The following is a 26,243-nucleotide window of genomic DNA, read 5'->3' as shown; positions in this document are numbered from 1 at the left end:
CGCGCCGCCACCGGCCGAGCCCGCCCCCGCCGCCCGGCGCCCGCGCGGCGCCGGGCGGCGGGGGGCTACGCCAGCGCGGCGGCCATCATCTTCTGCGCCACCGGGGCCGCCAGCCCATTGCCGCTGACCTCCGCCCGCCGGGCGTTGGAGTCCTCGATCAGCACCGCGACCGCGACCTCCTCGCCGGTCTCCTTGTCCTTGGCGTACGAGGTGAACCAGGCGTACGGCTTCTCGCTGTTGTCCACCCCGCGCTGGGCCGTGCCCGTCTTGCCGCCCACCTCCGCGCCGTCGACCCCGGCGTTGGACCCCGTGCCCTCCTCGACGACCGTGACCATGGCGCTGCGCAGTTGCGCGGCGGTGGAGGAGGAGACGATCCGGCGCGTCTGCCCGTCCTCGAACGCGTTCAGGGTGTCGCCGTCCGCGTCCACCACCCGGGACACCATGTGCGGCGCCGCCAGCAGACCGTCGTTGGCGATGGCGGCCGACACCTTGGCCATCTGGAGCGGTGTGGCCGTCACGTCGAACTGCCCGATGCCCGACATCGCCGTCTGCGCCTTGTCCATCGTGGAGGGGTAGACGCTGGGGTAGGCGCGTACCGGCACGTCCTGTTCCTCGTCGTTGAAGCCGAACTTCTCCGCCATCGCCCGGACCTTGTCCTTGCCCAGGTCGACGGCCATCTTGCCGAAGACGTTGTTGCAGGAGTACTGGAGCGCGACGCGGATGGTGGCGTTCTCGCACGGGGCCGAGGGGTTCTCGTTCTCCAGGTCGGTGACGGTGCCCGGCATGCGGTACGGGTTCTCGCTCCGCGTGGGCTCGTCGACCGACCCGTACAGCCCGTTCTCCAGCGCCGCCGCCGCGACGACCAGCTTGAACGTCGAGCCGGGTGCCACCGGCTGCCGGATCGCCCGGTTCACCAGCGGCTTGTCCTTGTCGGTGGTCAGCTTCTCCCAGGCGTCACCGTCCACCGACCCGGCGATCTCCGACGGGTCGTACGACGGGGTGCTGACCATGCCGAGGACGCGCCCGGTCCGAGGGTCGAGCGCGACGGCCGCGCCCTTGACGTCGCCCAGCGCCTCGAACCCGGCCTTCTGCACCGCCGGGTCGATGGTCGTCAGCACGTCACCGGGGTCCGCCCGCTTGCCGGTGAGCGCGTCGAGCGGGTTCCCCAGCCGGGGGTCCGTGCCGTCCAGCACCGTGGAGTAGATGCCCTCGAGCTGGTTCGACCCGTACGCCTGCGAGCTGTAGCCGGTCACGGCGGCGTACAGCTCGCCGTCCTCGTACGTGCGCTTGTGGCGGAGGTCCCCGCCCTTCGTCTCCTTCGATCCGGTGACCGGCGAGCCGGCCACGACGATGTCGCCGAGCGGATGGGCGTACTGCGCGATGACGTTCCGCCGGTTGTGCTTGTCGTCCGCGAGCGCCCTGGCCTCGTACGCCTGCACCCAGGTCGCCCGGAGCAGCAGGGCGAACACCAGCAGCAGGGTGAAGACGGCGCTTCTTCTGATCGTCTTGTTCATCCCGCTCTCCAGGACGAACACGGTGGAACACCGGGTTCCGGGATGCCGGTTTTCTCAGGAAACGTTCATCCACGCGGGCCGGACGGGCTGATGAACCCCGACTCGTACGCCGCGATCACCGCCTGGGTGCGGTCCCGCGCCCCCGTCTTGGCCAGCACCGCCGCCACATGGGTCTTCGCCGTCGCCGGGCCGACCCCGAGGTGCCGGGCGATCTCCGCGTTGGTCAGGCCCGCCGCCATCAGCCGCAGCACCTCCGCCTCCCGCTCGGTCAGCCGCGCCACCCACGGCGGGGCGGGCGCCGGGCGGTGGCGCGCGTACTCGGCCGCCAGGCCCCGCAGCGCCGCCGGGTACAGCAGCGAGTCGCTGCGCGCCACCAGCCGGACCGCCGCCACCAGGTCCTCCGCCGCCGCCCGCTTCAGCAGGAACCCGGCCGCCCCGGCGCGCAGCGCGTCGTACACGTAGCTGTCGTTCTCGAAGGTGGTCACCACCAGGACGCGGGGCGCCGGCTCCGGCGCCGACGCGGCGATCCGCTCCGTGGCGCGGATGCCGTCGAGCTCCGGCATCCGCACGTCCATCAGCACCACGTCCGGATGCAGCTCGCGCACCACGGACACGGCCTCCGCGCCGGTCGACGCCTCCCCGACCACCTCCAGGTCCGGCTCGGCGTCCAGGATGACGCGCAGCGCGGTGCGGACCATCCGCTCGTCGTCCGCCAGGACGATCCGGATCATCGTGCCTCCCCCTTCAGCGGCAGCCGGGCCGTCAGCCGCCACACGCCGTCCACGGGCCGGGCCGCGGCGGTGCCGCCCAGCAGCCGCGCCCGCTCGCCGACGCCCCGCAGGCCGCGACCGCCGCCGGGGCGGGCGACCGGGGGCCGGGCGGGCAGCGGGTTCTCCACGGTGATCTCCAATGCGTCCCCGTCCCGCCCGAGAGCCACGGCCACCCGCTCCCCGGCCGCGTGCCGGGCCGCGTTGGCCAGGCCCTCCTGGACGATCCGGTACGCCTCGCGGGACACCGGCTCCGGTACGCCGGCCATGTCACCGCCCCGCACGGTCAGCGACACGTGCCGGCCGGTCGCCGTCAGCAGCGCGTCCAGCGCCTCCAGGCCGGGCCGCCCGGGCAGGTCCCCGTCGTCCTCGCCCTGCCGCAGCAGGCCCAGCACGGCGTCCAGTTCACCGACCGTGCGGCGCGTGGTCTCCTCGATGGCCGCCAGCGCCTCCCGGACGAACGCGGGGTCGCTGTCGAGCACCGTGCGCGCCGCCCCCGCCTGGAGCGTTACGGCGCTCAGCGCGTGCCCCACCGAGTCGTGCAGCTCCCGGGCGAGGCGGTTGCGCACGGCCAGTTCGGCCGCGCGCCGCTCCGCCGCCGCCAGCTTGTCCGCGGGCGTCGGGCCGAGCAGCAGCGGTGCCTGACGGGCCAGCAGCGCCCCCGCCCCGGCCGCCGCCGCCGCGAGCGCGACCAGCATCGCCAGCCCCGCGGGCACCCCGCCGTACACCAGCCACCGCTGGTCCAGCCACCCGAACGCGTCGGTCGCCGCCTCCCGCAGCGCCCCGGAGAAGGGCAGCAGCATGACGGTCACCGCGAACGGCGGCAGCGCCAGCGACGCCCCGCTCACCAGCCCGCCGAGCCCCACGTGCAGCGTGACCCAGCCGGCCGTGCGCCCCCTCGCCGCCCGCGACCTGGCCGGCCCGTCCGCGAACCGCTCCGCCGGGACCCCGCACAGCGTCCGTGCCACCGCCACCGACATGGGCCGGGCGAGCGGGAACAGCGCCGTCACGGCGGCCAGCGGCAGCGCCACCCCGTACGCCCCGAACTGCACGGCCAGGGAGTTGGAGAACATCCCCGCCCCGTCCACGAACGGCGCCACGACGATCGTCCCCAGCAGCCAGTACGGCATCAGCAGCGCGCCACCCAGGATCAGATGCACCCACCGCAGCCGCGCCCGCCGCCCCAGCAGCGCCCCGGCGGCCCTCATGCGGCGCGCCGCCGCAGCAGGACGGCCACGCAGCAGCCCAGCAGTACCCCCGTGATCATTTCGCCAGCGTAAGCCAGCGTCATCGCCGCCGTGGCCTCCTCCGCGGGATCGGTCTGCGGCATCAGGGCGGCGAACAGCAGCCAGCCGCCCCAGCAGCCCACGCCGCTCGAACCGATCCAGGCGAGGGCCAGCGGCACCTTCACCGGAAGCGACCGCCCCAGGCGGAACACCAGCATCAGCACACCCGCCACGGCGGCGGCCACGAACAGCAGGCGCGCGCCCTCCAGGATGTGGAAGTCGCTGGTGCGTTCCGCGATCCGGCCGGCCGACAGGCCCCGGGGCGAGCCCGAGAGCCACAGCACGTGCACCGCCGCCGGCACCATCAGCAGCAGCGACACCGCCACCGCCACCGCCCGTTCGGCGGGCCGGAACAGCGCGGGGGACAGGTCCCGCACGCGCCCCCGCCACACCCGGCTCCAGCGGTCGCGGGCGTACAGCACGAACAGCGTGCCGAGGGTGAGGCCCTGCACGATGAAGCCGCCGTAGACGACGGGGAAGACCCATGCGTCGAGGAAGGGTTCGGCGGGCGCGGAGCGCCCGGCCGCCATCTGGGCCGGGTAGGCGACCATGATCGGCGACAGCAGGCCGGTCGCCACCCACATGGGGAACGCCAGCAGCCATGCCCTCACCCGCAGCCCCCAGCGCTGGGTGAACAGCAGCGCCAGGACGACGACGGCCGCGTCCATCAGCACCGTCACCGTGTTGAGGGCGGCCATCAGGCCGGGGTTGTCCAGCAGCACGCTGCCGTCGGGGATGCCGACGCGGCTGCCGGCCACCCAGGCGACCTTGAAGGTCAGGTAGGGCACGCAGGACACGATGGCGAGGGCGCGCAGCAGCCGGCGGGCGGGGCCGGGCGTCGGGAACGGGACCGTTGTCGTCATGCCCCCACGCTCCCGCCGGCGGTGGCCCCCGCGCGTCCTGCCCGCCGGTGAACCGCCTCCGCCGCGCGGCGGAGGCCCCTCAGCCGCCGAGGAGGAGGAGCACCTCGTCGGTCTCCTCACCCCGGGCGTGCGCGAAGCCCCGGTCGTGGCCGGTGACGACGGAGCCGCACTTCTCCAGGACCCGCAGCGAGCCCGTGTTGTCGGCGGCGGCACGGGCGTGCAGCGGCCGCGCCGGTACGGCGTCGAGCAGCGCGCGCAGGGCGGCGGTGGCGACGCCCCGCCCCCAGTGGGCGCGGCCGATGGTGTACGTCACCTCCCGCTGGTGCGGCGGCCCGTACACCGCCGTGTGGCCGGCCACCCGCCCGTCCGCGAGCACCGTCCGCACGACGGCGTCGGAGGCGAGCAGCCGCGCCCAGTGCGCGTCGGACCGGGCGCGGTCGACCGGGCCGGCGGCCGTGAGGGCCGCCATCCACCGGGCGTCCGGGTCCTGGGTCGGCTCGTGGAAGAACGGCAGGTCGCTCTCCCGTACCGCGCGCAGCGTCACCTCCATCAGAGGCGCCGGGTCGCGAGCGTCAGCCGGTCGCGGGCGTCGAAGAGCGCGTCCTTGATCATCTGCTCGTGCGCCGGGGTGAGCCGGGCGACCGGTACGGAACAGCTCATGGCGTCCCGCGCGGGGGTGCGGTACGGGATCGCGACGCCGAAGCAGCGCAGGCCGAGGGTGTTCTCCTCGCGGTCCACGGCGTAGCCCTGCTCGCGGATGGAGTGGAGCTCCTCGATGAGCTTCTCGCGGTCGGTGATGGTGTGCTCGGTGAGCGCCGGGAGCGTCTCCGGGAGCATCTTGCGCACCTGCTCGTCCCCGTACGTGGCCAGCAGCGCCTTGCCGAGGGAGGTGGAGTGGGCGGGCAGCCGGCGCCCGACGCGGGTGAAGGGGCGCAGGTAGTGCTGGGACTGGCGGGTGGCGAGGTAGACGACGTTGGTGCCGTCGAGCCGGGCGAGGTGGATGGTCTCGGTGGTGTCGTCGGAGAGCCGGTCCAGGGTGGGGCGGGCGGCGGCGACGACCTCGTCGCCGTCGATGTACGAGGTGCCCACCAGCAGGGCGCGCACGCCGATGCCGTACCGCGTGCCCGTGGCGTCCGTCTCCACCCAGCCGAGCTCCACCAGGGTGCGCAGCAGCATGTACAGGCTGGACTTGGGGTAGCCGACGGCCTCCTGGACGGCGGCCAGGGAGTGCATGCCGGGGCTGCCCGCGAAGTACTCGAGCAGTTCCACCGTACGGACCGCGGACTTGACCTGTGCTCCGCCGGATTCGGTAGCTGACATTCGCCCTCGCCCCTCTTGTGACACGCCGCGCCCGTCAATAGAGTCCCATTCATCATCAGGAACGCTGTTCAGAATACCGAACAACCTCGTAGGGCTGGAAGGACGTAGCGGTGTCAGCAGCACAAGTCTGGAGTGTCGACCCCCGAACCGGGAAGCGGCGGGAACAGGTTGCCGTCGAAGCGACGGCCGGCGACATCGACCGCGTGGTGCGCGCCGCGCACTCCGCCCGGGGAGCGCTCGCCGACCGCGCCGTGCGCGCCGCGTTCCTGCGGACCGCCGCCGGTCTCCTCGACGAGGCCAGGGACCGGCTGGTGGCGGTGGCCGACGCCGAGACCGCCCTCGGCCCCGCCCGCCTCACCGGTGAACTGGCCCGCACGTGCTACCAGTTGCGGGCCTTCGCCGGGATCGTCGACGAGGGCGCCTTCCTCGACGTCATCATCGACCACCCCGACGACACCGCCACACCCCCCGTCCCGGACCTGCGCCGCTACAAGGTGCCGCTCGGCGTCGTCGCCGTCTACGCCGCCTCCAACTTTCCCTTCGCCTTCTCCGTGCCCGGCGGCGACACCGCCAGCGCGCTCGCCGCCGGCTGCCCCGTCGTCGTCAAGGCCCACCCCGACCACCCGGCCACCTCCGAGCTGGTCGCCGCCGTCCTCGGCCAGGCCGCCGCGCAGCACGACATCCCGCAGGCCGTGGTCGGCCTCGTCCACGGCTTCGACGCGGGCGTCGCACTGGTGAAGCACCCGCTGGTCGCGGCCGCCGGGTTCACCGGCTCGGTACGCGGCGGACGGGCGCTCTTCGACGCGGCGGCCGCCCGCCCCGTGCCCATCCCCTTCCACGGCGAGCTGGGCTCCCTCAACCCGGTCGTGGTCACCGAGGCGGCCGCCGCCGAGCGCGCCGAGCGGATCGGCACCGGACTCGCCGGGTCCATGACCCTCGGGACCGGCCAGTTCTGCGTCAAGCCCGGCCTGGTGCTGGCGCCCGCCGGCGCGGACGGCGACGCACTGGTCGGCTCCCTCGCCGGCGCGGTCAAGGACGCCGGCGAGGGCGTGCTCCTCGACCACCGGATGCGGGACAACTTCGTCGCCGGCGTCGCCGAGCGCGCCGCGCTCCCGGACGTCGACGCCCCCGTCACGCCCGGCGCCGGGGGCGAGCACACCGTCAGCCCCGGCTTCCTCACCGTGCCGGCCGCCAGGCTCGCCGAGGAGGGCGCGCACGACCTGCTGCTGGAGGAGTGCTTCGGCCCGGTCACCGTCGTCGCCCGGTACGAGGGCGCCGACGAGGTCACCGCCGTCCTGTCCCGTCTGCCCGGCAACCTCACCGCCACCGTCCACCTCTCCACCGAGGAGGCCGCCGGGAAGGGCCGGGGCGCCGGCATCCTCGCCGAGCTCACCGCGCTCGCCGGCCGCGTCCTCGTCAACGGCTGGCCCACCGGCGTCGCCGTCGCCCCCGCCCAGCACCACGGCGGCCCCTACCCGGCCACCACCTCCACCTCCACCTCCGTCGGCGGCACCGCCGTGGAACGCTGGCTGCGCCCCGTCACCTACCAGTCGACCCCCGAGGCGCTGCTGCCGCCGGAGCTGCGCGACGACAACCCGCTCGGCCTGCCGCGCCGGGTCGACGGCCGGCCGGAGCACCCGTCCGGCTCCTGACGGGCCCCGGCGGCTCGGGCCCCGGCGGCTCGGGCCCCGGCGGCTCGGGCCCCGGCGGCTCGGGCCCCGGTCGCCTCAGACCCGGACGACGATCTTGCCGGTGTGGGTGTTGGACTCCATCAGCCGGTGGGCGTCCACCATCCGCCCCAGCCCGTCGAACGTCTCGGCGATCACGGGCGCGAGCGAGCCGTCGCGCAGCCCGGAACCGATGAACCCGGCGGCGCGGCGGCGGCCGGTCTCCGTGCGCATCAACGCCCCGTTGGCGTAGGTGTGCACGGTCAGCGGCCAGTTCCTGGACAGCTCCACCGGACGCGGGTCCAGCCACCCGTACAGCACCATCGTCCCGCCCGCCACCAGGGCGTCGCCCAGGGTCCGGAAGGCGGGGCCGCCGATCGCGTCGAAGGCCAGCTCGGCGCCCCGCCCGCCGGTGATCGCGCGCACCTCCTCCACCAGGTCCGCCCCGTCCGTGGTGATCACATGGGCGGCGCCCAGGTCGAGCAGCCGCTGCCGCTTGGCGTCGGTGCGGGTGGTGGCGATCGGCACCGCCCCGGCCCGGTTGGCGATCTGGAGGGCCGCCGTCCCCACCCCGCTGGACGCGCCCGTGATCAGCACGTGGTCCCCGGGCCCCAGACCGCCCGTCTCCAGCAGGCCGCCGTACGCGGTGGAGTACGTCAGCCACACCGCCGCCGACGTCACGGCGTCCACGCCCGCGGGGCGGTGGACCACCGACTCCGCGGGGAGCACGACCCGCTCCGCGTACACGCCGTGGACGCCGAAGTCGAAGTTGGCCGCCGCCATCACCGGGTCGCCCGGCGCGAAGCCGTCCACGCCCTCGCCGACCGCCTCCACCACCCCCGCCGCCTCGTAGCCGAGCCGCGAGCCGGGAAGGGTGGCCGGGTAGTAGTAGGTGCCCGAGCGGAAGAGGGCCTCGGCCCGGTTCAGGCCGATCGCCTCGACGCGGAAGCGGACTTCGCCCGGGCCCGGTGCGCGCAGCTCCACGTCCTCCACCCGGAGGACCTCCGGACCGCCGAGCTCGTGGAAGACAACTGCCGTGGTGGTATCCGTCGTTGATGTCATGACGGCGACGCTATGCGGGCCGCGCGAGACGAACCATGTCTCAAAGGCTTCGGAGCATGCCCGATCGTCTCGCCGGGCGCGGGGAGCGGTACGGTGCGGCCATGGATGTGCTGAGCGACGTCATCGCCGCCATGCGCACGGGTCGCCCCCACTCGTCGCGCTCCGTCCGGTACGCCCCCTGGGGCGTGCGCTTCCCGGCGAGCAAGGGGGCGGGCTTCCACGTCGTCCTCCAGGGCTCCGCCTGGCTGCTGACCGACGACGCCGCTCCCCGCAGGCTCGGCCCCGGGGACGTGGTCTTCCTCGCCCACGGCTACGGGCACGGGCTCGCCGACGACCCGGCCACCCCGCTGCGGGAGTTCACCGTGCGGCCCGACGGCACCTGGCCGCCCGTGCCGGACCCGGGGCGCTCCCACGGGCGGCCCGCGAACCTCCTGCTGTGCGGCGCCTACCAGTTGAGCAGGGCGCGGGCCCACCCACTGCTGGCCGACCTGCCGGACGTGATCCACCTGCCGGCCAGGGTCGGTGAGTACGCCTCCGTCCGCGCCGTCGTCGACCTGCTCGGCGCCGAACTCGCCAACCCCGGGTGCGGTTCCGACGCCATCGTGCCCGCCCTCCTCGACACGCTCCTGGTCTACCTGCTGCGCACCTGGTGGCTGAGGGAACGGGCGGACGACCCCACCGGCTGGGCCGGCGCCCTCGGCGACCCGGCCGTCACCGCCGCCCTTCAGGCCATCCACCGCGACCCGGCCCACCCCTGGACGGTGGAGGGGCTCGGGGCGGAGGCGGGCCTGTCCCGGGCGGCCTTCGCCCGGCGCTTCACCGCCCTGACCGGGCAGCCACCGCTGGCGTACCTGACCTGGTGGCGCATGACGACGGCCGGCCGGCTGCTGCGCGAGGACGACGCCCCGCTGCGCTCGGTCGCCGAACGCTCCGGCTACACCTCGGAGTTCGCCTTCGCCAAGGCCTTCAAGCGCGAGTACGGCATGGCCCCCGGCCAGTACCGCAGTCGCGCCTGAGCCCGGCCGGGCCGGCCCGCAGCCGCCGGGCGCCCGGCGGCCACCTGCTGCCGCGGCTCGCCGTCACCGATCCGTAAGGGGCACGGCGGTGAACACGGCGTAACGTGACGAACAGGAGCGAAACGGTACGACGAGTGGAGGGATCATGCCGTCCCCGGACACCGCCCGGCAGGAGGCGTTCGCCGACCTCATGGTCGACGCGCTGAACAAGGGGGCACTCGCCCTCCTCACCAGCGTCGGGCACCAGACCGGCCTGTTCGACACCATGAGCGCCCTGCCGCCCGCGACCAGCGAGGACATCGCCCGGGCGGCGGATCTCCACGAGCGGTACGTGCGCGAGTGGCTCGGCGGCATGGTGGTCGGCGGCATCGTGGAGTACCGGCCACAGGACGCGACGTACCGGCTGCCGCCGGAACACGCGGCCTCGCTCACCACGGCCGCCGGCCCCGACAACCTCGCCGGGATGATGCCCTACGGGCTTCACCGGCGTCGAGGGTGGGTCGAGGGGGACCCGCTGAACGTCCATTACGTCGCGACCACCGCGGAGACGAGGTAATCGATGGGCGACATCATCCTGTTCGCCGGAGTGTCCCTGGACGGCTTCATCGAAGGGCCGGACCGGGACATCTCCTGGCACGTGGTCGACGAGGAACTGCACCTCCACTTCAACGAACAGCTCGCCGCCATGGGCGCCTTCATCTCCGGGCGCGTCACCCACGAGCTGATGGCGGGGTACTGGCCGACGGCCGACTCCGACCCCGCCGTCACCGGCGCCATGCGGGAGTTCGCGGGCATCTGGCGGGACAAGCCCAAGTACGTCTTCTCCAGCACCCTCCAGGAGGCCGCCTGGAACACCACCGTCCTCCGGGACGTGGACCCCGGGGACGTCGCGGCGCTCAAGGAGCGGTACCCGGGCGGGCTCTCGCTCAGCGGCGCCGACCTCGCGGCGGCGTTCCGGCGGCACGACCTCATCGACGAGTACCGCGTCTACGTGCATCCCGTGCTCATCGGCCGGGGCAAACCCCTGTTCCAGGACACCGACGCCAGGGCCTCCCTCCGGCTCACCGAGACGCGGGCCTTCGGCAACGGTGTGGTGCTCCTGCGGTACGGCCGGGTGCGTTAGCCGGGTTCGTCAGTCGGCGCCCACGAGCCTCGCGGACGGCGTCAGGTTGAGCCGTGCCACGGCCTCGGGGACGTCCTGCGGCCAGATCCACAGCCGGTAGACCGGGTCGACGCGGAACCAGTCCTCCGGCCCGTGGAGCACCCGCGTGCGCATGTCCACGCAGTACCGCTCCCGCCAGGAGAACAGGTCGGCCGGCTTCAGATCCGGATCCTTGGCGACCTTCTTCGCCGTGACGCCGTGCAGCTTCTCCATCGCCCGGTACTCGTACGCCAGCAGCGTGGCCGGCTCCTCCCAGATGCCGAGCTGCTCCGTCATCGCCTTCTCGGCGGCGGACAGCAGGATGGGCAGGTCGAGCTCGCCCGGGACGGTGGGGTAGAGGATGAAGGTCGGTGACCAGCCGGCCGCGACCAGGTCCAGGTTGAACGTCGCCCGCTGCTCACGCGTCAGCCCGGCGAGTTCGGCCGGGGAGTAGTTGGGCGCGAGGTACGCCAGCAGACGGTTGTCGGGGGCGAAGGGGGTGTCGGCGACACGGATGAAGAGGTTCCGGTCCGGCTTGTTGCCGGGCCTGTCGAGCCGCGCCTTCATGTTCTTGCGGCTGAACGCGGACGCTGCCTTGCCCTGCCGGAACTGCAGGGTGCCCGCCTTGCTGGTCTCCAGCTTCGGCAGCACGAAGTCGGCGAGCCCGTGGGAGATGGGCGCGACGCCCTTGCGTATCCACTCGGCGAGCTGCGCGAAGTCCTCGTCGACCTTCGCGGCGCCCTCGTCGTCCTCCGCGGTCACCTCCGGGGTGTCCACGGAGAGCATGCGGACCGGCATCCTGATCTTGGGCGTGTCGCCGTCGCTGGTGTGCGGATCGACCCAGGGCTGCGACCCCAGGGACGTCAAGGTCACACCCGCCGGTGACCACAGGACCTGTACGGGATCGATCATGGCCTGGACTCCCGCCTGAAGTGGTGCGTATGGCTGCGCGGAGCTCCACCTCCAGCATCACGCGCGCCTCGAACCCCGGCAACCGCACGGCACTTCGCGTGATTGACCCGGCGCCGCCCGCCGATCAGGGTAGGGGCATGGAAACCCCCCTTGGCGGCGCCGAGTTCGCGCCCTCGCTGACCTACCTGAACACCTCGCGCTGCGGCCTGCTGCCCCGCAGGACGGTGGCGGCCGTCACCGCGCTGACCGAGGCGCTCGCCGCGGGCACGGCGGGCGGGTCCGGCAGCTTCGAGGCCGTGGACGGGGCGCGGCGCGGCTTCGCCCGGGTGGCGGGCGTGGCCCCGGACCGGGTCGCGGTGGGCAGTTCGGTCGCCGTGCACGTGGGGCTGGTGGCGAACTCCCTGCCGTCCGGGGCGGAGGTGCTGTTCGTGGACGGCGACTTCGGTTCGCTCATCACGCCGTTCGCGGTGCGCGGTGACCTCAAGGCGCGGTTCGTGCCGCTGGAGGACCTGGCGGACGCGGTACGGCCGGGGACGGCGCTGGTGGCGTTCTCCTCGGTCCAGTCCGCGGACGGCCGCGTGGCCGCCCTGGCCGCGGTACGGGAGGCGGCGGCCGCGCACGGGGCGCGCACCCTCGTCGACACGACCCAGTCGGCGGGGTGGCTGCCGATGGACGCGGGGGCGTACGACTACACCGTGACGGGCGGGTTCAAGTTCCTGATGTGCCCCCGGGGCGCGTCGTTCCTCACCGTCACCGAGGAGGCGCAGGAGTCCCTGGTGCCCATCCACGCGGGCTGGTTCGCCGCCGAGGACCTGGACGATCCGTACGGCCCGGCCGCGCGGCTCGCCGGCTCGGCCCGCCGGTACGACGAGCCGCCCGCCTTCCTGGCGTACCACGGGGCCGAGCGGTCCCTCGGGCTGCTCGGCGAGATCGGCGTCGACGCCGTGCACGCCCACAACACGGCGCTCGCCGCCCGTTTCCGCGAGGGTCTCGTGGCGCTCGGCCACCGCCCGGTGCCGGGCGACTCGGCCATCGTCGCCGTCCCGGGCCTGGGGGCGCGCCACGACGAGCTGGCGGCGGCGGGCGTGGTCGTCTCGGCCCGCGCGGGGAATCTGCGGGCCGCCTTCCACCTCTACAACTCGGCCGCCGACGTGGACCGGGCGCTGGACGTCCTGTCCTGAGCGGGCTCCGGAGCGCCCGGCATGCCGGGGCAGCCGAGGGTCTCCTTGCACAGGTTCGCCTCGACCTTGCCCAGCAGCCGGGCCAGCTCGGCGCGCTCGGGCGCGTCGAGCCCGGCGAGGGTGTGCTCCTCCAGGTCGCTCCAGGCGCCGCTCACCTCGGCGTGCAGCGAGCAGCTCGCGCCGGTGGCCTCCACGAGGACGGCCCGCCGGTCGGCGGGGTCGGGGGAGCGGCGCACATGGCCGGACTGCTCCAGGCGCTGGAGCATCTTGGTGACGGTCGAGGGATCGAGGTCGACGGCCTTGATCAGCTCGGACTGGCGCACCGGCCCGGAGTCCCAGAGGAACATCATCACGAACTCCTGGCCCGGGTAGATCCCGGCCGCCTTGAGGAACTTGCCCGCGGCGATCCGGTGCAGCCGGGCCACCCGGGCGAGGCTGTGGCTGAGGGGGCCGCCGCGCGCCGCGGAGGGCAGCACATCGGGACACGCGGGCGGCTCGGCGCCCGCCGCGGAGGGCTGGGGGGCGGACATCGGCGGTCTCCTCGGGGGCTGTCCGGATGATGCTCACGATTTTACCTTGGTCGGCCAATGAATGCGCTACAGTGGCGTCAGGCAGAAATCATTGGCCGACCACATAACGCTCCGGGAGCCTCCGATGACCACCGCTTTCGACCCCATCGACCTGTCCGGCACACAGCTCGCCAACCGCATCGCCATGGCCCCGATGACCCGCAGCCGGGCCGGCGCCGGACGGGTGCCCACCGGCCTCACCGCCGAGTACTACGCCCAGCGCGCCTCGGCCGGCCTGATCATCACCGAGGGCATCCAGCCCTCCCCGGTCGGTCAGGGCTACCCCGACACCCCGGGCCTGCACAGCGACGAGCAGACCGCCGCCTGGCGCCGGGTCACCGACGCCGTGCACGCCGAGGGCGGCCGGATCTTCGCCCAGATCATGCACTCCGGCCGCATCGGCCACCCCGACCTGCTGGCCGACCAGCCCGGCGGCCTCCGTCCGGTGGCCCCCTCGGCCGTCGCCGCCCGGGGGAAGGTCTTCACCCACGAGGGCCCCAAGGACTACGTCACCCCGCACGAGCTCACCGACGCCGAGGTGCGCGAGACGATCGCCGACTTCGTGGCCGCCGCCCGCAACGCCGTGGCCGCCGGGTTCGACGGCGTCGAGCTGCACGGCGCCAACGGCTACCTGATCCACCAGTTCCTGGCCCCCAACACCAACCTGCGCACCGACGCCTGGGGCGGCTCCGTCGAGGGCCGCGTCCGCTTCGCCGCCGAGGTCGTCAAGGCGGTCGCCGCCGAGATCGGCCCCGAGCGCACCGGTCTGCGGATCTCGCCCGGAAACCCGTTCAACGACATCGACGAGCCCGCGCCGGAGGAGACGTACACCGCGCTCGTGGCGGCGATCGAGCCGCTCGGCCTCGCCTACCTGCACGTCCTGGAGGGCGGCCCGGACTCCCGCGCCCTCACCCTGGAGCTGCGCAAGCGGTTCTCCGGCACCCTGGTGCTCAACCCGGCCACCGAGGGCCCGACCAGCGCCGAGGAGCTCGCGCTGATCGAGAACGGCACCGCCGACATCGTGGCCTTCGGCGCCCTGTTCCTCGCCAACCCCGACCTGCCGGCCCGCCTGAGGGCCAACGGCCCGTACAACACCCCGGACACCGCCACCTTCTACGGCGGCGACCACCGCGGGTACACGGACTACCCGGCGCTGGCCGGCTGAGCCGGGGCCGCCGGCGGCACGCGCCGAGGGGCGGGACCGCACCCCGGTCCCGCCCCTCCGCGCGTACGCCGTGACTCACCCCACGGGGGTGAAGTCCCGCGCGCCGATGAACTCCGGTCGCCGGACCGGGGCCGCGAAGGGCTCCACCGCCGCGTTCTCCACGCTGTTGAACACGATGAAGACGTTGCTGCGCGGGTACGGCGTGATGTTGTCGCCCGACCCGTGCATGGCGTTGCAGTCGAACCAGGTCGCCGAGCCCGCCGCACCGGTGAAGAGCCGGATGCCGTGCGCGTCGGCGAACTTCGTCAGCGCCTCGTCCGACGGGGTGCCCGCGTCCTGCATCTGGAGCGACTTCTTGTAGTTGTCCTTGGGCGTCTCGCCCGCGCAGCCCAGGAACGTCCGGTGCGACCCCGGCATGATCATCAGGCCGCCGTTGGTGTCGAAGTTCTCCGTGAGCGCGATCGACACGGACACCGTCCGCATCCGCGGCAGCCCGTCCTCCGCGTGCCAGGTCTCGAAGTCCGAGTGCCAGTAGAAGCCCGAGGCGCCGAAGCCCGGCTTCACGTTGATCCGCGACTGGTGGACGTACACGTCCGAGCCGAGGATCTCGCGGGCACGGCCCACCACGCGCTCGTCGCGCACCAGCTTGGCGAAGACGTCACTGATCCGGTGCACCTCGAAGACCGACCGCACGTCCTGGGTCTGCGGCTCGATGATCGAGCGCTCGTCGGCGCGGATCGCCGGGTCGTGCACCAGCCGGTCGAGCTCCGCGCGGTAGACGGCGACCTCGTCCTCCGTGATGAGCCGGTCGACGGCGAGGAAGCCGTCACGCTCGAAGGACTCCAGCTCCGGCGACGACACCGGCCCCCAGACCACCGGGTCCTGGCGGGGAGTGACGACCTCAAAGGCGCCTCGGGTGGGGTAGAGATCCGTCGTCATGCTTCAGCCCTCCTCGGTGAGCAGCGGGTAGACACCGTTCTCGTCGTGGTCCTCCCGTCCGGTCACGGGAGGGTTGAAGACGCACACGCACCGGAAGTCGGTCTTCGGCCGCAGGGTGTGGCGCTCATGGCCGTCGAGCAGGTACATCGTGCCCGGCTCGATCCAGTGCGTCTCGCCCGTCTCGTGGTCGGTCAGCTCGGCCTCGCCCTCGACGCACAGCACGGCCTCGATGTGGTTGGCGTACCACATCGACGTCTCCGTGCCCGCGTACAGGACGGTCTCGTGCAGCGAGAAGCCGACCTTCTCCTTGGCGAGGACGATGCGCTTGGACTCCCAGGTGCCGGAGGCCGCCTTGACGTGGCGCTCGGTGTTCTCGATGTCCTTCAACGATCGGACGATCACGGTGGTGCAACTTCCTTTCTTGCGGGGACGATTCAGGCCGTCTCGCGGACGGCGCGGGCCAGCGTCCGCAGCCCCTCGTCCAGTTCGTCGGGCGTGATGGTCAGCGGCGGCAGCAGCTTGACCACCTCGCTCCGCGGGCCCGAGGTCTCCAGCAGCAGGCCCAGCTCGAAGGCGCGCGCGCAGACGGCGGCCGCACGGGCCTTGTCGGTGAACTCCATGCCCCACACCAGGCCGCGGCCCCGGTAGTGGGCGCCGTAGGCGGAGTTCTCGTCGCAGATGGCGAGGAGCGCCTGCTCGACCTGCTCGCCGCGCGTGATGGTCTGCTTCTCCATCTGGCCGTCCGCCCAGTAGGTGTCCAGGGCGGCGGTGGCGGTGACGAAGGCCGGGTTGTTGCCGCGGAAGGTGCCGTTGTGCTCACCCGGGCCCCACACGTCGAGCTCCGGGGTGAACAGGCACAGCGACATCGGCAGGCCGTAGCCGCTGATGGACTTCGACAGGGTGACGATGTCCGGCGTGATGCCCGCCTCCTCGAAGGAGAAGAAGGCGCCGGTGCGGCCGCAGCCCATCTGGATGTCGTCGACGATCAGGAGCATGTCCTGCCGGTCGCACAGCTCCCGCAGCGCGCGCAGCCACTCGGGCCGGGCGACGTTGATGCCGCCCTCGCCCTGCACGGTCTCCACGATCACGGCGGCCGGCTTGTTGAGCCCGGAGCCCTGGTCCTCCAGCAGCCGCTCGAACCACAGGAAGTCCGGGACCCGGCCGTCCAGGTAGTTGTCGAACGGCATCGGCGTCCCGTGTACGAGCGGGATGCCGGCGCCCGCGCGCTTGAAGGCGTTGCCGGTGACGGCGAGCGAGCCCAGCGACATGCCGTGGAAGGCGTTGGTGAACGACACGATCGACTCGCGCCCCTTCACCTTGCGGGCCAGCTTCAGCGCCGCCTCCACGGCGTTGGTGCCGGTCGGGCCGGGGAACATCACCTTGTACGGCAGGTCGCGCGGCCGCAGGATCACGTTCTGGAAGGACTCCAGGAACGCCCGTTTCGCGGTCGTCGCCATGTCCAGGCCGTGGGTGATGCCGTCGCGCTCGATGTAGTCGAGCAGCGCGCGTTTCAGCACGGGGTTGTTGTGGCCGTAGTTGAGCGAGCCGGCGCCGGCGAAGAAGTCGAGGTAGGAGTGGCCGTCCTCGTCGGTGAGGCGTGCGCCCTGCGCGCGGTCGAACACCGCGGGCCAACCGCGGCAGTAGCTGCGCACCTCCGACTCCAGGGTCTCGAAGACACTCAGGGCGGGCGGGGTGATGGTCACAGCGGTTCGTCTCCTCGGTGGGGGTGTCTCAGGCGTCTTGGGCGTCTCGGGCGGAGTTCGGGGATGCCGGCGGTGCGGGTCCGGGGGCCCCGGGCGACGACCGGGCGTCTCGGGCGGCCGGGTGTCGGGACCGGGTGTCCCGGGCGACCGGGTGCTCAGGCGACCGGGCTGATCCGGTAGAGCACCTCGGGCTCGTGCGTCCCCTCGGGGAAGAGCCCCCCGTCGAAGAGGACCTCACGCTCCAGGGACGCCCCGCGGCGCTCCGCGTACGAGGTGAAGAGCCGGTCGGACGCCGTGTTGTCCGGGGTGATGGTGGTCTCCAGGGTGTGGACGCCCTGTCCGGCCACGCGCGCGGTCAGCGCGTCCAGCAGCACACCGGCCAGTCCCCGGCCACGGTGCGCCCGGTCCACGGCGACCTGCCAGACGACGAGCGTCCGCGGGCGCTGCGGCCTGATGTAGCCCGTCACGAAGGCGATCGGCTCTCCGTCCGCGCCCCGCGCCACCAGGGAGGTGGCGGCGAAGTCGCGGCACCACAGCAAATAGCTGTAGGAGGAGTTGAGGTCCAGGACCTCGGAGTCGCGGGCAATGCGCCAGATCGCGGCTCCGTCCTCCACTCGGGGCGTGTCGATACCGATGGCCGGTGCGGCCTCTTCGGTGAATTCGTTTCGGGCACGTGCAAGGTCTGCTTGTGCTGCGGTCATGCGGATTGAACTTACCCAGCAATTTCTGAAATTGCATCGGGGTGAGGGGTTGGGCAGCGGCCTGACCTGTGTTATCGCGCGGGCGCGAGCTCAGACGACAAGGCTTCGCCGATCGCCGATTTTTGCCCGTATATTTCCCGGCAAAACGGGCGTGATGTGGAGTCCGTCACACTGGAGTAACGGGGTTGACACCTGCCCGAATTGCCCGCCGAGTCCTTATGAAATCTTTGCGTTTAAGCTCGGGGAAACCGGGCATAAGAATGCGGGAAGCTACGCCTGATGTAGTGCCATGAATTCCATGAAGTATTCACCCGCCGCCATTCCCGTGACAATCCGCCGACACCCGCCACCGCCGTGTGCGCCGCGCGCCGCCCCCGCCGCCGGCTGAGTCGTATCGCCCTCCCGCACGTATCGGTGCGTACGCGTGGCGGGAAGAAGACCGGGCAGGGAAGCGGTTGACCGGCACAGTGATCATCAACGGCGATGAGTGGGGGGCCAGCAGTGGAGCTGCGTCAGCTTGAGTGTTTCGTCGCGGTCGCCGAGGAACTCGGCTTCGTACGCGCGGCCGAGCGGCTGCACGCCGTACCGGCGTCGGTGAGCCGGCGGATCGCCCGCCTGGAGGCGGAACTGGGCCTGCGCCTGTTCGACCGCTCCGCCACGCACGGCGTCCGCCTCACCGCGGCCGGCGAGCGGCTGCTGCCCGAGGCCCGCGCCGCGCTCGCCGCGGCCGCCCGGGTCCGGGACACCGCCGCCGGGATCACCGCCGGCACGGAGGGCCTGGTCCGGCTCGGCACCAGCCGGGCCTTCGCCGACCGCGTGTACCGCGCCCTCGACGTGCTCGCCGCCCGCCGCCCCGGGCTGCGCGTACGGCTGGAGCGGGCGCCCCAGGAGGCGCGCCTGGCGGCCGTGCGCTCCGGGACGTTCGACGCCGCGCTCGTACGCACCGTACGGCGGGCCGACGGAGTGGCCCTGCACCCGCTGTGGGACGAGCCGCTGATCGTCGCGCTGCCCGCCTCCCACGCCCTCGCCCTGGACCTCGCGGACGGCGAGGCGCCGGGCCTCGACCGGCTCGCCCGCCTGCCCCTCCGGCTCGTCCCGCGCGCCGTCAACCCCGACCTGCACGACCTGGTCACGGCCGCGCTGCCGGGCTGGACGCCCGGCCCGCCCTTCACCACGCTCCTGGACACGCTCGCCGAGCTGGCCGCCCACCCCGAACCGTCTTGGACGCTGTTCCACCCGGTGGGCCCCCTGCCGCCGACGCCCCGGATCGCCTTCCGCACGCTGCCGGGCCTGACGGCCCCGGTCTCCCTGGCGCTCCCGGCCGACCGCCCGCCCGCCCCGCCGCTCCAGGCCCTCCTGGAGGCCCTCACGGCCATGGCCCCCGCGGGTCACCCGGCCGCCGTCACGGCGATGGCCCCCGCCGGTCGCCCGGCGGCCGTGGCGCCCCTCTCCGCGGTACGGCCCCCCGTGGGCACCCCCGGCCCGCACACGGCGGCCGGAGCGGGGCGCCGGGCGACCTCGGCCGGGCGCCCGGCCGAGGTCGCGGGCCCGTGCCCGGCGGGCGCCGCGGCCCCGGCACCGGGCTGACGGCACACGGACGACGGCGGGCCCGGGTCGGCCCCGGGGCCGGCGGCGCACCGGCGGCGCCGGCCCCGGGCCCGGCGGGGGTACGCCCCGGCCCGGCCTGTACCCGTGGCTTCACGCCCAGGCCGTGGTGACCGCCAGGTCGGCCGCCTCCCGGTCCACCGGCGTGGCGGTCATGGCGGCCAGGGCGGTGCCGAGCGCGGCCAGCGAGGAGGCGACCACGGCGCGGTCGGCGGCCGGCCCGTAGTGGTTCACCCGGACCATCTCCTTGGCCAGCGCCCCGCCGCCCGCCGCCAGCGGCAACGACGCGTCCGACGCCAGGGCCCGGGCCACCAGTTCGGAGGCGTCCACGCCGGGCGGCGTGCGCAGCGTGGTGGCGACCGGGGCGGCGTCCCGCGCCTCGTGCACGTACGGCTCCAGGCCGCCGCCGAGCGCGACCGCCCCGGCGCGGGTGGCCGCGGCGGCCGAGGCGTGGCGGGCCATCAGCGTGTCCAGGCCCTCCGCCTCGATGCGCTCCAGGCACGCCTCGAGCGCCAGCATCTCGAGCTGGGCGGGCGCGTGGGGCAGCGCGGTACGGCCCCGGTCGATCCAGCGCTCCTTCCAGTCCAGCAGCGACAGGTACGAGCGCCGGGGCGCGGCCGGGTTGGCCGCGAACCGCTCCCACGCGCGCGTGCTGACCGACACCGCCGAGACGCCCGCCGGGCCGCCCATCGCCTTCTGCGCGCCGATGACGCACAGGTCGACGCCCCAGGCGTCCGGCAGCACCGGCTCGGCGCCGATCGAGGCGACGGCGTCCAGGTGGAACAGCGCGCCGTGCGCCCGTACCACCTCACCGATCTCCGCGACCGGGTTGGTGTTGCCGGTCGCCGCCTCCGCGTGCACCAGGGAGACGAAGTCGATCTCCGGGTTCCGCTCCAGCGCCTCGGCGATCCCATCGGCCGTCACCGCCGTGTGGAAGGGCACCTCCAGGTCCACCACCGTCGCGCCGCAGTCGCGCAGCCAGTCGCCGAAGGTCTGCCCGTACGGCCCGGTGATCACGTTCAGCGCGGTCGAGCCCGGCCGGGCACCGCTGCGGATGCAGCCCTCCAGCGGCAGCAGCGCCTCGCCCTGGGTGATCAGCACGTCCTGCTCGGTGGCCAGCAGGGTGGCCACGCGCCGCTCGATGGCCGCGAAGCGGCCGGCGGTCAGCGGGGCGAGGTCGAGGAGGGGATGCGTCACGAGGGGCTCGCTTCCGGTGTGTTCATGGTCGGGACTGCTCGGCCGAGCGTACTTCCGCCCCCGTAGAGTGCTGGACATGAGCGTGGTGCTGCATGTGGCGGGGCGGGTGCTGGCCGGCCCGGAGGACGTACGCGACGAACTGTGGGTGGTCGACGGGCGGATCACCTACGAACGGCCGTCCGGCGCGCGGGACGTCAGGACGGTGACCGGCTGGGCGCTGCCCGGCCTGGTCGACGCGCACTGCCACGTCGGGCTCGACGCGCACGGAGCCGTCGACGCGGCCACGAGCGAGAAGCAGGCGCTCACCGACCGGGACGCCGGCACGCTGCTGATCCGTGACGCCGGGTCCCCGGCCGACACCCGCTGGATCGACGACCGGGACGACCTGCCCAAGATCATCCGGGCGGGCCGGCACATCGCGCGCACCCGCCGCTACATCCGGAACTACGCCCACGAGATCGAGCCCGCCGACCTCGTGGCGTACGTCGCCCAGGAGGCGCGGCGCGGTGACGGCTGGGTCAAGCTCGTCGGTGACTGGCTCGACCGGAGCACCGGCGACCTGGGCGCCTGCTGGCCGCGCGCCGAGGTCGAGGCGGCCATCGCGGAGGCGCACCGGCTCGGGGCGCGCGTCACCGCCCACTGCTTCGCCGAGGAGTCGCTGCGGGACCTCGTCGAGGCGGGGATCGACTGCGTCGAGCACGCCACAGGCCTGACCGAGGACACCATCCCGCTCTTCGCCGAGCGTGGCGTCGCGATCGTTCCCACCCTCGTCAACATCGCCACGTTCCCGAGGCTCGCCGCCGGGGGAGAGGCCAAGTTCCCGCGCTGGGCGGACCACATGCGGCGGCTGCACGAGCGGCGCTACGACACCGTGCGCGCCGCGTACGACGCGGGCGTCCCCGTCTTCGTCGGCACCGACGCGGGCGGCTCCCTGGCGCACGGCCTGGTCGCCGCCGAGGTCGCCGAACTGGTCAGGGCCGGCATCCCGCCGCTGCGGGCCCTGTCGGCCACGACGTGGGGCGCCCGCGCCTGGCTCGGCCGCCCCGCCCTCGACGAGGGCGCCCCGGCCGACCTGGTCGTCTACGACGAGGACCCGCGCGCGGACGTCCGCGTCCTGGCGGCGCCGCGGCGGGTGGTCCTCAACGGCCGCGTCATCGACTGACCGGCCACCGGCCGCCCCGCCGGCCACCGGGTGCGGCCGCCCGACCCGTCACCGGGTCAGGAACAGCAGCCTCGCCCGCTTCTCCGCGATGTGGACCTCCGGCAGCACGACCTCCGGCAGGACCACCTCCGGGCCCGGCTCGAACCCGTTGCGCACCAGCAGCGCGATCGCCTTGTCGTTGGCCGCGTCCGGCTCGGCCACGATCCGCCGGTGCCCGGTGAGCGCGTACGAGACCAGGGCGGACACCAGGTGCGAGGAGAAGCCGCGCTCGGGCGCGTTCGTGGGCGCGAGCAGCAGGTGCACGCCGATGTCGCCCGGCTCGGCGTCGTAGCACTCGCTGACCCGGTCCGCCTCCGGCTCGTACGTCTGGAACAGCGCGACGGGCACACCGTCCCGGTACGCCAGGAACGCGTGGTGCGTGGTGAGCGAGTCGAGATGCGCGTAGATCTCGCGTACGTCGTCGACGCCGGCCTCCCGCATGCCCCAGAACCGGGCCCGCTCCCCGCTGACCCAGTCGTGCAGCAGCTCCGCGTCCCGGTCCGGGTCGACGCGGACGAGGCGGACCGTGCCGAAGCCGTCGACGGCCCGTTCGTACACGCAGTCGGTGGTGATCATGCCGTTTCCTTCTCGAGCCGGTTCCAGTCGGTGACGACGGGGACGAGTTCGCCCCGCAGCCACAGGGGCAGTTGGTCGCGCCGGTGCGGGTCGCCCGGGACGCCCGAGGCGCCGAAGGGCACCACCCACAGGCTGTCCTCGCGCCGGGCCAGGTCCCAGACGTAGCGGGCGGCCGGGCCGCGCGCGCTGTGGTCGGTGAGGCCCGGGACGCTGGAGGTGGACAGGACGCAGTCGTGGTCGCCGTCCAGGGCGGGCCGGCCGGCGCCGTCGTCGGGCAGCGCCGCCCAGGGCGCCAGGCGGTGGGTGGCGCCCCAGGGCCCGGTGGGCGGGGCCGCCGCCACCTCCTCCAGGGCGCCGCGCACGGCCGCCAGCCGGTCGGCCTCGGGCACCGGCCCGCCGGTCAGCAGGGTCTCCAGGGCGTGCGCGACGCGCGGCAGGAGGGCCAGCCAGGGCTGGAACAGCGCGGGGTACGCCGGCGGTTCGGCCAGCACGGCGAGCACCGGGTGCTCGGCGAGGCGGCGCACGACCGCGCCGCGTACGGCCGCGAACAGCGCCGCGTCCACGCTGTCGGCGTTCATGCGCCGGTTCCAGCACAACAGCCGGTCGCGCACCTCCCGTGCCTCGAGCCCCAGGTCGGGCAGCGCCGCGACGAGCGCGAGCAGCGGGCGGGCCGAGGCCAGGTGGGTGTCGGTGTGGACCGCGGCCATCTCGGGCGCCGTCCAGTTCTTCGACGCGTCCAGCAGCCTGGCGATCCGCTGCGCCCGGTGCGGTGCCGCGAACTCGACACCGAGCGGGGCGGCGAGCCCGCGCGCGTTCGCCATCACGGCGACGCCGTCGACCGGTTCGCGGGGCATCGGCTCGTGGGCGCCTTGCCACTCGTGGCCGGGCTCCCAGGCCGGGACGGTGCGCAGCAGGTTGCCGCGCGGGCGCAGCGGGACGTGGCCGGCGACCCGGTGGAGCGTGCCGCCCCCGGTGTCGGCGGCCTGGACGACGTTGACGGGCTCCACCCACGGGTCGAACGCCCGGTCCACGTCGGCGACGGTGCGGGCGGCGAGCAGGGCGGGCAGGGCGGCGAAACCGAGCCGGCCGGTGACGCGCGGCGGGTGGCGCAGGCTGATCACCCCGTCCGGCCCGTCGATGATCACCGGCCCGCGCGCCGTCTCGATCACCTCGACCTCGACCGGCCCGGCGCCCTTGACCTCGACGGTCTCGGTGTGGGCGTGGGCGGGGGCCCAGCCGTCCGGGCCCAGCGCCTCGACGGCGCCCTCGCCGGTGCGGCGCAGGCGTTCCCGGTACAGGTCCTGATAGTCCGCCATGGCGTTGGTGATGGCCCAGGCGACCGTGCCGGTGTGCCCGAAGTGGGCGAGGCCCGGTACGCCGGGGACGGCGAGCCCGACGACGTCGTACTCGGGGCAGGCCAGCCGGATCTGCTGGTAGACGCCGGGCGCCTCGATGAACCGGTGCGGGTCGCCCGCGATGAGCGCCGCCCCGGTGGCGGTGCGGTCGCCGGTCACCAGCCAGCCGTTGCTGCCGGAGGTGGCGGGGCCGTCGGTGGCGAACAGCTCGGTGTACTCCTCGCCCAGGCGGCGGGCGACGTGGTCGCGCCACAGCTTGGTGGGGAAGCCCGCGAACAGGATGTGGGTCGACAGCCACACGGCCAGCGGTGTCCACGGCTCCCACCGCCCGTGCTCCAGTGCGGTGGCGGCGAACTCGGGCGAGCGCCGGGCGCCGGCGGGCAGTCCGGCGTTCACCCCGTCCACGTACGCGCACACCCAGGTACGGGTGGGCTCGTCGAGCGCGTCGAAGCAGCGCCGGGCGGTGTCGGCCAGCCGGGCGCGGCGGGCGAAGACGTCCCACTCGACGGCCTCGGGGCCCAGGAAGGCGGCCGTGGTGCCCTGGGCGCGGTGCCGTTCCACCTCTAGCTGCCAGGCCCGGTCCAGGGCGGTGGTGCGGCCCTGCGCGTGGGCCAGCTCCAGCGCGTCGGCGGCGCGGAGATGAGGGATGCCCCAGGTGTCCCGATAGACCTCGATGCTCACTCTTGTCCCGATCTTTTAGGTTAGGCTGGCCTAACTTAAGCCACTCCTGACGCCGGAGGCAATCCGGGGTCGCCCCGGGCGCCGCGTTGACGCCCCGTGACGTGCCGACATGGCTCATCGTTGAAGATCTTTCTCCCCGCCCCGCGACGGATGGGATTCCGGCGAACGCACGTGCCGGGAGATTCGAATACGGGAACGGAAACCGCCCTTTGGGGTGAACTCACGTCAGGTGTACGCCGGTTCACTCTCCGTGCGTAAGTATTCCGGTGTCCCGCGTCGCCGCCCCCCGTGCGTTCCCCATGGGCAGGGCTGTGCGACGCCCTGTCTCCTGTGGGGGTTCCACCACCGTGAACAGCACCACCCTGCGCCTGCCCGCCCGCCGCCGGTCCCTCGCCGCCACGGCGGCCGCGGTGACGCTCACCGCCGGACCCGCGCTCCTCGCCGCCCCGCCCGCGGCACACGCCACCGGCGGGGAGGCGGGCCGCGCGAGCGCCGTCGTCCTGCGCACGGACCTGGACGTGGCCCTGCTGAACAAGTCCGTGCACGTGCCGCTCAAGGCCACGCTCAACGAGGTCCGGGCCCCGGAGAGCGCCGCGAAGACCGCGCTGACCGTCACCCTGGACGGCGTCGAGCAGGGCAGGCCGGTCAGCGTCCTGCGGGCCGACGTCGCCACCGCGAAGGCGACCGCCGACGCGCGCCGCGCCGAGGGACGTACCGAACTCGCGCGCGCGAAACTGCACGTCCCCGGGCTGCCGCTGCTGTCCCTGGTCGAGGTCGAGAAGGTCACCTCCCGTGCGGTCTGCGAGGCCGGCGAGCGCCCGGTCGCGGAGGCCAACCTCCTCGGCCGGGTCACCGTCCTCGGCAAGCGCGTCACGCTCACGGCGGGCGGCCCGACGAAGGTCGACGTCCCGGGCGTCGGCCAGGTCACGCTCAGCCTGTCGAAGACGCACACCACCTCCCGTACCGCCGCCGCCACGGCGCTGTCGCTCACGGTGTCGGTGAACCCGCTGAAGGCGAACGTCGCGGACGTCACCGGCACCGTCACGCTGGCCGAGGCCACCTGCCAGTCGCCCGAGGCGCCGCCGAAGGCCGCGGCCCGGCCGGCGGACACCGGGCCGGCCGGCGTCCGGCCCCAGACGGGCGGTGAACCGGCGGAGGCCAACCTCGCCGAGACGGGCGGGAATTCCCTCACGCCCTACCTCGCGGGCGGCTCCCTCGCCCTCCTCGCCGCCGGCGCGGGCGCCCTGGCCCTCACACGCCGCGCCCGCGCGGCCCGCGAGCGCGGCTGACGGGAAAGGTGCACGGCGTTTCCCGGGCGCCGTGCACCCTTTCCGTGATTCTTGCGGCGCCGCCGATATGCGCACAGACTGGAATGCGAGGGACGCCCGCCCCTGAAAGAGAAGGGGGCTTCCCATGGAAAACCAGTTGCAGATTCACCTTTTTGAGGAAGGCATCGATCCCGAACGGATCGACAGAATGACCAGCCACCTCCGCCGGGAACTCCGCGAACTCGACGTCGAGAACGTGGAAGCCGTACCGGCCGAGGAAGTCCCCTCCGGGACACGGGCCTTCGGGGTGATGGAAATCGGCGCGCTGCTGGTCACCCTCGGCCAGTCCGCCACCGCCCTGCGCCAGGTCGCCGGCGTCCTCCACGGCTGGTGGTCCCGGTTCCAGGAAGCCCGGCCGTCCATGCGCCTGACGATGGACGGCGACGTCCTCGAACTCTCGGAAGCGACACCGGACCAGGTCGCCGAGGCCTTCGAGGCGTTCATCAACAAGCACTCCAGCGTGGAGGCCTAGGGCGTGTCTTTTGGACGAGCCC

The 26,243-nt window shown here is 73.8% G+C and carries 26 protein-coding genes; 10 read left to right on the top strand and 16 right to left on the bottom strand.

Features of this window, described 5'->3' with window-relative positions; all coding sequences use genetic code 11:
* Window positions 1-65: 65 nt before the first annotated feature.
* The 6 genes from E2B92_RS05340 to E2B92_RS05315 form a co-directional block, all read right to left on the bottom strand.
* Window positions 66-1,514, bottom strand: a complete 1,449-nt coding sequence (locus tag E2B92_RS05340) for a penicillin-binding transpeptidase domain-containing protein (RefSeq protein ID WP_126886616.1) — start codon at window positions 1,512-1,514, stop codon at window positions 66-68.
* Window positions 1,515-1,579: 65 nt separating this feature from the next.
* A complete protein-coding gene (locus E2B92_RS05335) occupies window positions 1,580-2,245 on the bottom strand; it encodes a response regulator transcription factor (protein ID WP_126886614.1) in 666 nt (221 codons plus the stop codon).
* The gene (locus E2B92_RS05330; RefSeq protein WP_126886613.1) at window positions 2,242-3,489 is read right to left on the bottom strand and encodes a sensor histidine kinase; all 1,248 of its coding nucleotides are present in this window, start codon (window positions 3,487-3,489) and stop codon (window positions 2,242-2,244) included. The genes E2B92_RS05335 and E2B92_RS05330 overlap by 4 nt, the downstream gene beginning before the upstream one ends.
* Window positions 3,486-4,430 (bottom strand): hypothetical protein, encoded by a 945-nt coding sequence (locus tag E2B92_RS05325; RefSeq protein WP_126886611.1) that lies wholly within the window; start codon window positions 4,428-4,430, stop codon window positions 3,486-3,488. Before E2B92_RS05325 ends, E2B92_RS05330 begins: the two co-directional genes overlap by 4 nt.
* A 79-nt stretch (window positions 4,431-4,509) precedes the next feature.
* The gene (locus E2B92_RS05320; protein WP_126886609.1) at window positions 4,510-4,980 is read right to left on the bottom strand and encodes a GNAT family N-acetyltransferase; all 471 of its coding nucleotides are present in this window, start codon (window positions 4,978-4,980) and stop codon (window positions 4,510-4,512) included.
* Entirely contained in the window at window positions 4,980-5,750 is a 771-nt protein-coding gene (locus E2B92_RS05315) for an IclR family transcriptional regulator (RefSeq protein WP_126886607.1), read from the bottom strand. Before E2B92_RS05315 ends, E2B92_RS05320 begins: the two co-directional genes overlap by 1 nt.
* A 110-nt stretch (window positions 5,751-5,860) precedes the next feature.
* On the opposite strand from E2B92_RS05315, the gene E2B92_RS05310 reads away from it, so the two are divergent.
* Complete coding sequence (locus tag E2B92_RS05310) at window positions 5,861-7,402, top strand: aldehyde dehydrogenase (NADP(+)) (RefSeq protein ID WP_126886605.1); 1,542 nt, start codon at window positions 5,861-5,863, stop codon at window positions 7,400-7,402.
* Window positions 7,403-7,477: 75 nt separating this feature from the next.
* Here E2B92_RS05310 and E2B92_RS05305 read toward each other — a convergent pair whose 3' ends face one another.
* A complete protein-coding gene (locus E2B92_RS05305) occupies window positions 7,478-8,479 on the bottom strand; it encodes a zinc-dependent alcohol dehydrogenase family protein (RefSeq protein WP_126886604.1) in 1,002 nt (333 codons plus the stop codon).
* A 101-nt stretch (window positions 8,480-8,580) separates the two neighbouring features.
* On the opposite strand from E2B92_RS05305, the gene E2B92_RS05300 reads away from it, so the two are divergent.
* The 3 genes from E2B92_RS05300 to E2B92_RS05290 all read left to right on the top strand — a co-directional run bounded on the left by E2B92_RS05300 (window position 8,581) and on the right by E2B92_RS05290 (window position 10,618).
* On the top strand, window positions 8,581-9,495 hold the full coding sequence (locus E2B92_RS05300; protein WP_126886628.1) for an AraC family transcriptional regulator: 915 nt from the start codon (window positions 8,581-8,583) through the stop codon (window positions 9,493-9,495).
* A gap of 145 nt (window positions 9,496-9,640) precedes the next feature.
* The gene (locus E2B92_RS05295; RefSeq protein WP_235023701.1) at window positions 9,641-10,051 is read left to right on the top strand and encodes a hypothetical protein; all 411 of its coding nucleotides are present in this window, start codon (window positions 9,641-9,643) and stop codon (window positions 10,049-10,051) included.
* Window positions 10,052-10,054: 3 nt separating this feature from the next.
* On the top strand, window positions 10,055-10,618 hold the full coding sequence (locus E2B92_RS05290) for a dihydrofolate reductase family protein (protein WP_126886602.1): 564 nt from the start codon (window positions 10,055-10,057) through the stop codon (window positions 10,616-10,618).
* Window positions 10,619-10,627: 9 nt separating this feature from the next.
* On the opposite strand, the gene E2B92_RS05285 is transcribed toward E2B92_RS05290, so the two are convergent.
* Entirely contained in the window at window positions 10,628-11,548 is a 921-nt protein-coding gene (locus E2B92_RS05285) for a nuclease (protein ID WP_126886600.1), read from the bottom strand.
* A 137-nt stretch (window positions 11,549-11,685) separates the two neighbouring features.
* Here E2B92_RS05285 and E2B92_RS05280 point away from each other — a divergent pair, with 137 nt between their 5' ends.
* A complete protein-coding gene (locus E2B92_RS05280) occupies window positions 11,686-12,729 on the top strand; it encodes an aminotransferase class V-fold PLP-dependent enzyme (protein WP_126886598.1) in 1,044 nt (347 codons plus the stop codon).
* On the opposite strand, the gene E2B92_RS05275 is transcribed toward E2B92_RS05280, so the two are convergent.
* Complete coding sequence (locus tag E2B92_RS05275) at window positions 12,681-13,259, bottom strand: MarR family winged helix-turn-helix transcriptional regulator (RefSeq protein WP_126886596.1); 579 nt, start codon at window positions 13,257-13,259, stop codon at window positions 12,681-12,683. The two genes, E2B92_RS05280 and E2B92_RS05275, sit on opposite strands and share 49 nt — an antisense overlap.
* Window positions 13,260-13,383: 124 nt before the next feature.
* On the opposite strand from E2B92_RS05275, the gene E2B92_RS05270 reads away from it, so the two are divergent.
* A complete protein-coding gene (locus E2B92_RS05270) occupies window positions 13,384-14,463 on the top strand; it encodes an alkene reductase (protein WP_126886593.1) in 1,080 nt (359 codons plus the stop codon).
* A gap of 75 nt (window positions 14,464-14,538) precedes the next feature.
* Here the strand turns inward: E2B92_RS05270 and thpD are convergent, their stop codons facing one another.
* The 4 genes from thpD to ectA all read right to left on the bottom strand — a co-directional run bounded on the left by thpD (window position 14,539) and on the right by ectA (window position 17,806).
* On the bottom strand, window positions 14,539-15,402 hold the full coding sequence (thpD, locus tag E2B92_RS05265) for an ectoine hydroxylase (RefSeq protein WP_126886591.1): 864 nt from the start codon (window positions 15,400-15,402) through the stop codon (window positions 14,539-14,541).
* Between the two features lie 3 nt (window positions 15,403-15,405).
* On the bottom strand, window positions 15,406-15,804 hold the full coding sequence (locus E2B92_RS05260) for an ectoine synthase (RefSeq protein WP_031072530.1): 399 nt from the start codon (window positions 15,802-15,804) through the stop codon (window positions 15,406-15,408).
* A 32-nt stretch (window positions 15,805-15,836) separates the two neighbouring features.
* On the bottom strand, window positions 15,837-17,105 hold the full coding sequence (gene ectB, locus E2B92_RS05255; RefSeq protein WP_126886589.1) for a diaminobutyrate--2-oxoglutarate transaminase: 1,269 nt from the start codon (window positions 17,103-17,105) through the stop codon (window positions 15,837-15,839).
* Window positions 17,106-17,260: 155 nt separating this feature from the next.
* The gene (gene ectA / locus E2B92_RS05250) at window positions 17,261-17,806 is read right to left on the bottom strand and encodes a diaminobutyrate acetyltransferase (protein WP_185923630.1); all 546 of its coding nucleotides are present in this window, start codon (window positions 17,804-17,806) and stop codon (window positions 17,261-17,263) included.
* 501 nt (window positions 17,807-18,307) lie between these two features.
* On the opposite strand from ectA, the gene E2B92_RS05245 reads away from it, so the two are divergent.
* Complete coding sequence (locus E2B92_RS05245) at window positions 18,308-19,393, top strand: LysR family transcriptional regulator (RefSeq protein ID WP_133087403.1); 1,086 nt, start codon at window positions 18,308-18,310, stop codon at window positions 19,391-19,393.
* 111 nt (window positions 19,394-19,504) lie between these two features.
* Here E2B92_RS05245 and E2B92_RS05240 read toward each other — a convergent pair whose 3' ends face one another.
* Window positions 19,505-20,608 carry a pyridoxal-phosphate-dependent aminotransferase family protein gene (locus E2B92_RS05240; RefSeq protein WP_126887102.1) on the bottom strand — a complete coding sequence of 368 codons (1,104 nt, stop codon included), beginning with the start codon at window positions 20,606-20,608 and terminating at the stop codon, window positions 19,505-19,507.
* Window positions 20,609-20,684: 76 nt separating this feature from the next.
* Between E2B92_RS05240 and E2B92_RS05235 the strand changes: the two genes are divergently transcribed.
* The gene (locus E2B92_RS05235; protein WP_126887101.1) at window positions 20,685-21,770 is read left to right on the top strand and encodes an amidohydrolase family protein; all 1,086 of its coding nucleotides are present in this window, start codon (window positions 20,685-20,687) and stop codon (window positions 21,768-21,770) included.
* A 48-nt stretch (window positions 21,771-21,818) separates the two neighbouring features.
* On the opposite strand, the gene E2B92_RS05230 is transcribed toward E2B92_RS05235, so the two are convergent.
* Together E2B92_RS05230 and E2B92_RS05225 are read right to left on the bottom strand one after the other, a co-directional pair.
* Complete coding sequence (locus tag E2B92_RS05230; RefSeq protein WP_126887100.1) at window positions 21,819-22,385, bottom strand: GNAT family N-acetyltransferase; 567 nt, start codon at window positions 22,383-22,385, stop codon at window positions 21,819-21,821.
* The gene (locus E2B92_RS05225; protein ID WP_126887099.1) at window positions 22,382-24,421 is read right to left on the bottom strand and encodes a penicillin acylase family protein; all 2,040 of its coding nucleotides are present in this window, start codon (window positions 24,419-24,421) and stop codon (window positions 22,382-22,384) included. The genes E2B92_RS05230 and E2B92_RS05225 overlap by 4 nt, the downstream gene beginning before the upstream one ends.
* A 347-nt stretch (window positions 24,422-24,768) precedes the next feature.
* Between E2B92_RS05225 and E2B92_RS05220 the strand changes: the two genes are divergently transcribed.
* Window positions 24,769-25,710, top strand: a complete 942-nt coding sequence (locus E2B92_RS05220; RefSeq protein ID WP_185923649.1) for an SCO1860 family LAETG-anchored protein — start codon at window positions 24,769-24,771, stop codon at window positions 25,708-25,710.
* Window positions 25,711-25,897: 187 nt separating this feature from the next.
* Window positions 25,898-26,221, top strand: a complete 324-nt coding sequence (locus tag E2B92_RS05215; protein WP_126887097.1) for a hypothetical protein — start codon at window positions 25,898-25,900, stop codon at window positions 26,219-26,221.
* The last annotated feature ends 22 nt before the right edge of the window (window positions 26,222-26,243 follow it).

The organism is Streptomyces sp. WAC05374 (assembly GCF_004353505.1).
In the GTDB taxonomy this organism is placed as follows: Bacteria; Actinomycetota; Actinomycetes; order Streptomycetales; family Streptomycetaceae; genus Streptomyces.
Note: the sequence above shows the minus strand (reverse complement) of the source record. Positions and strands in the feature narration are given on the sequence as shown.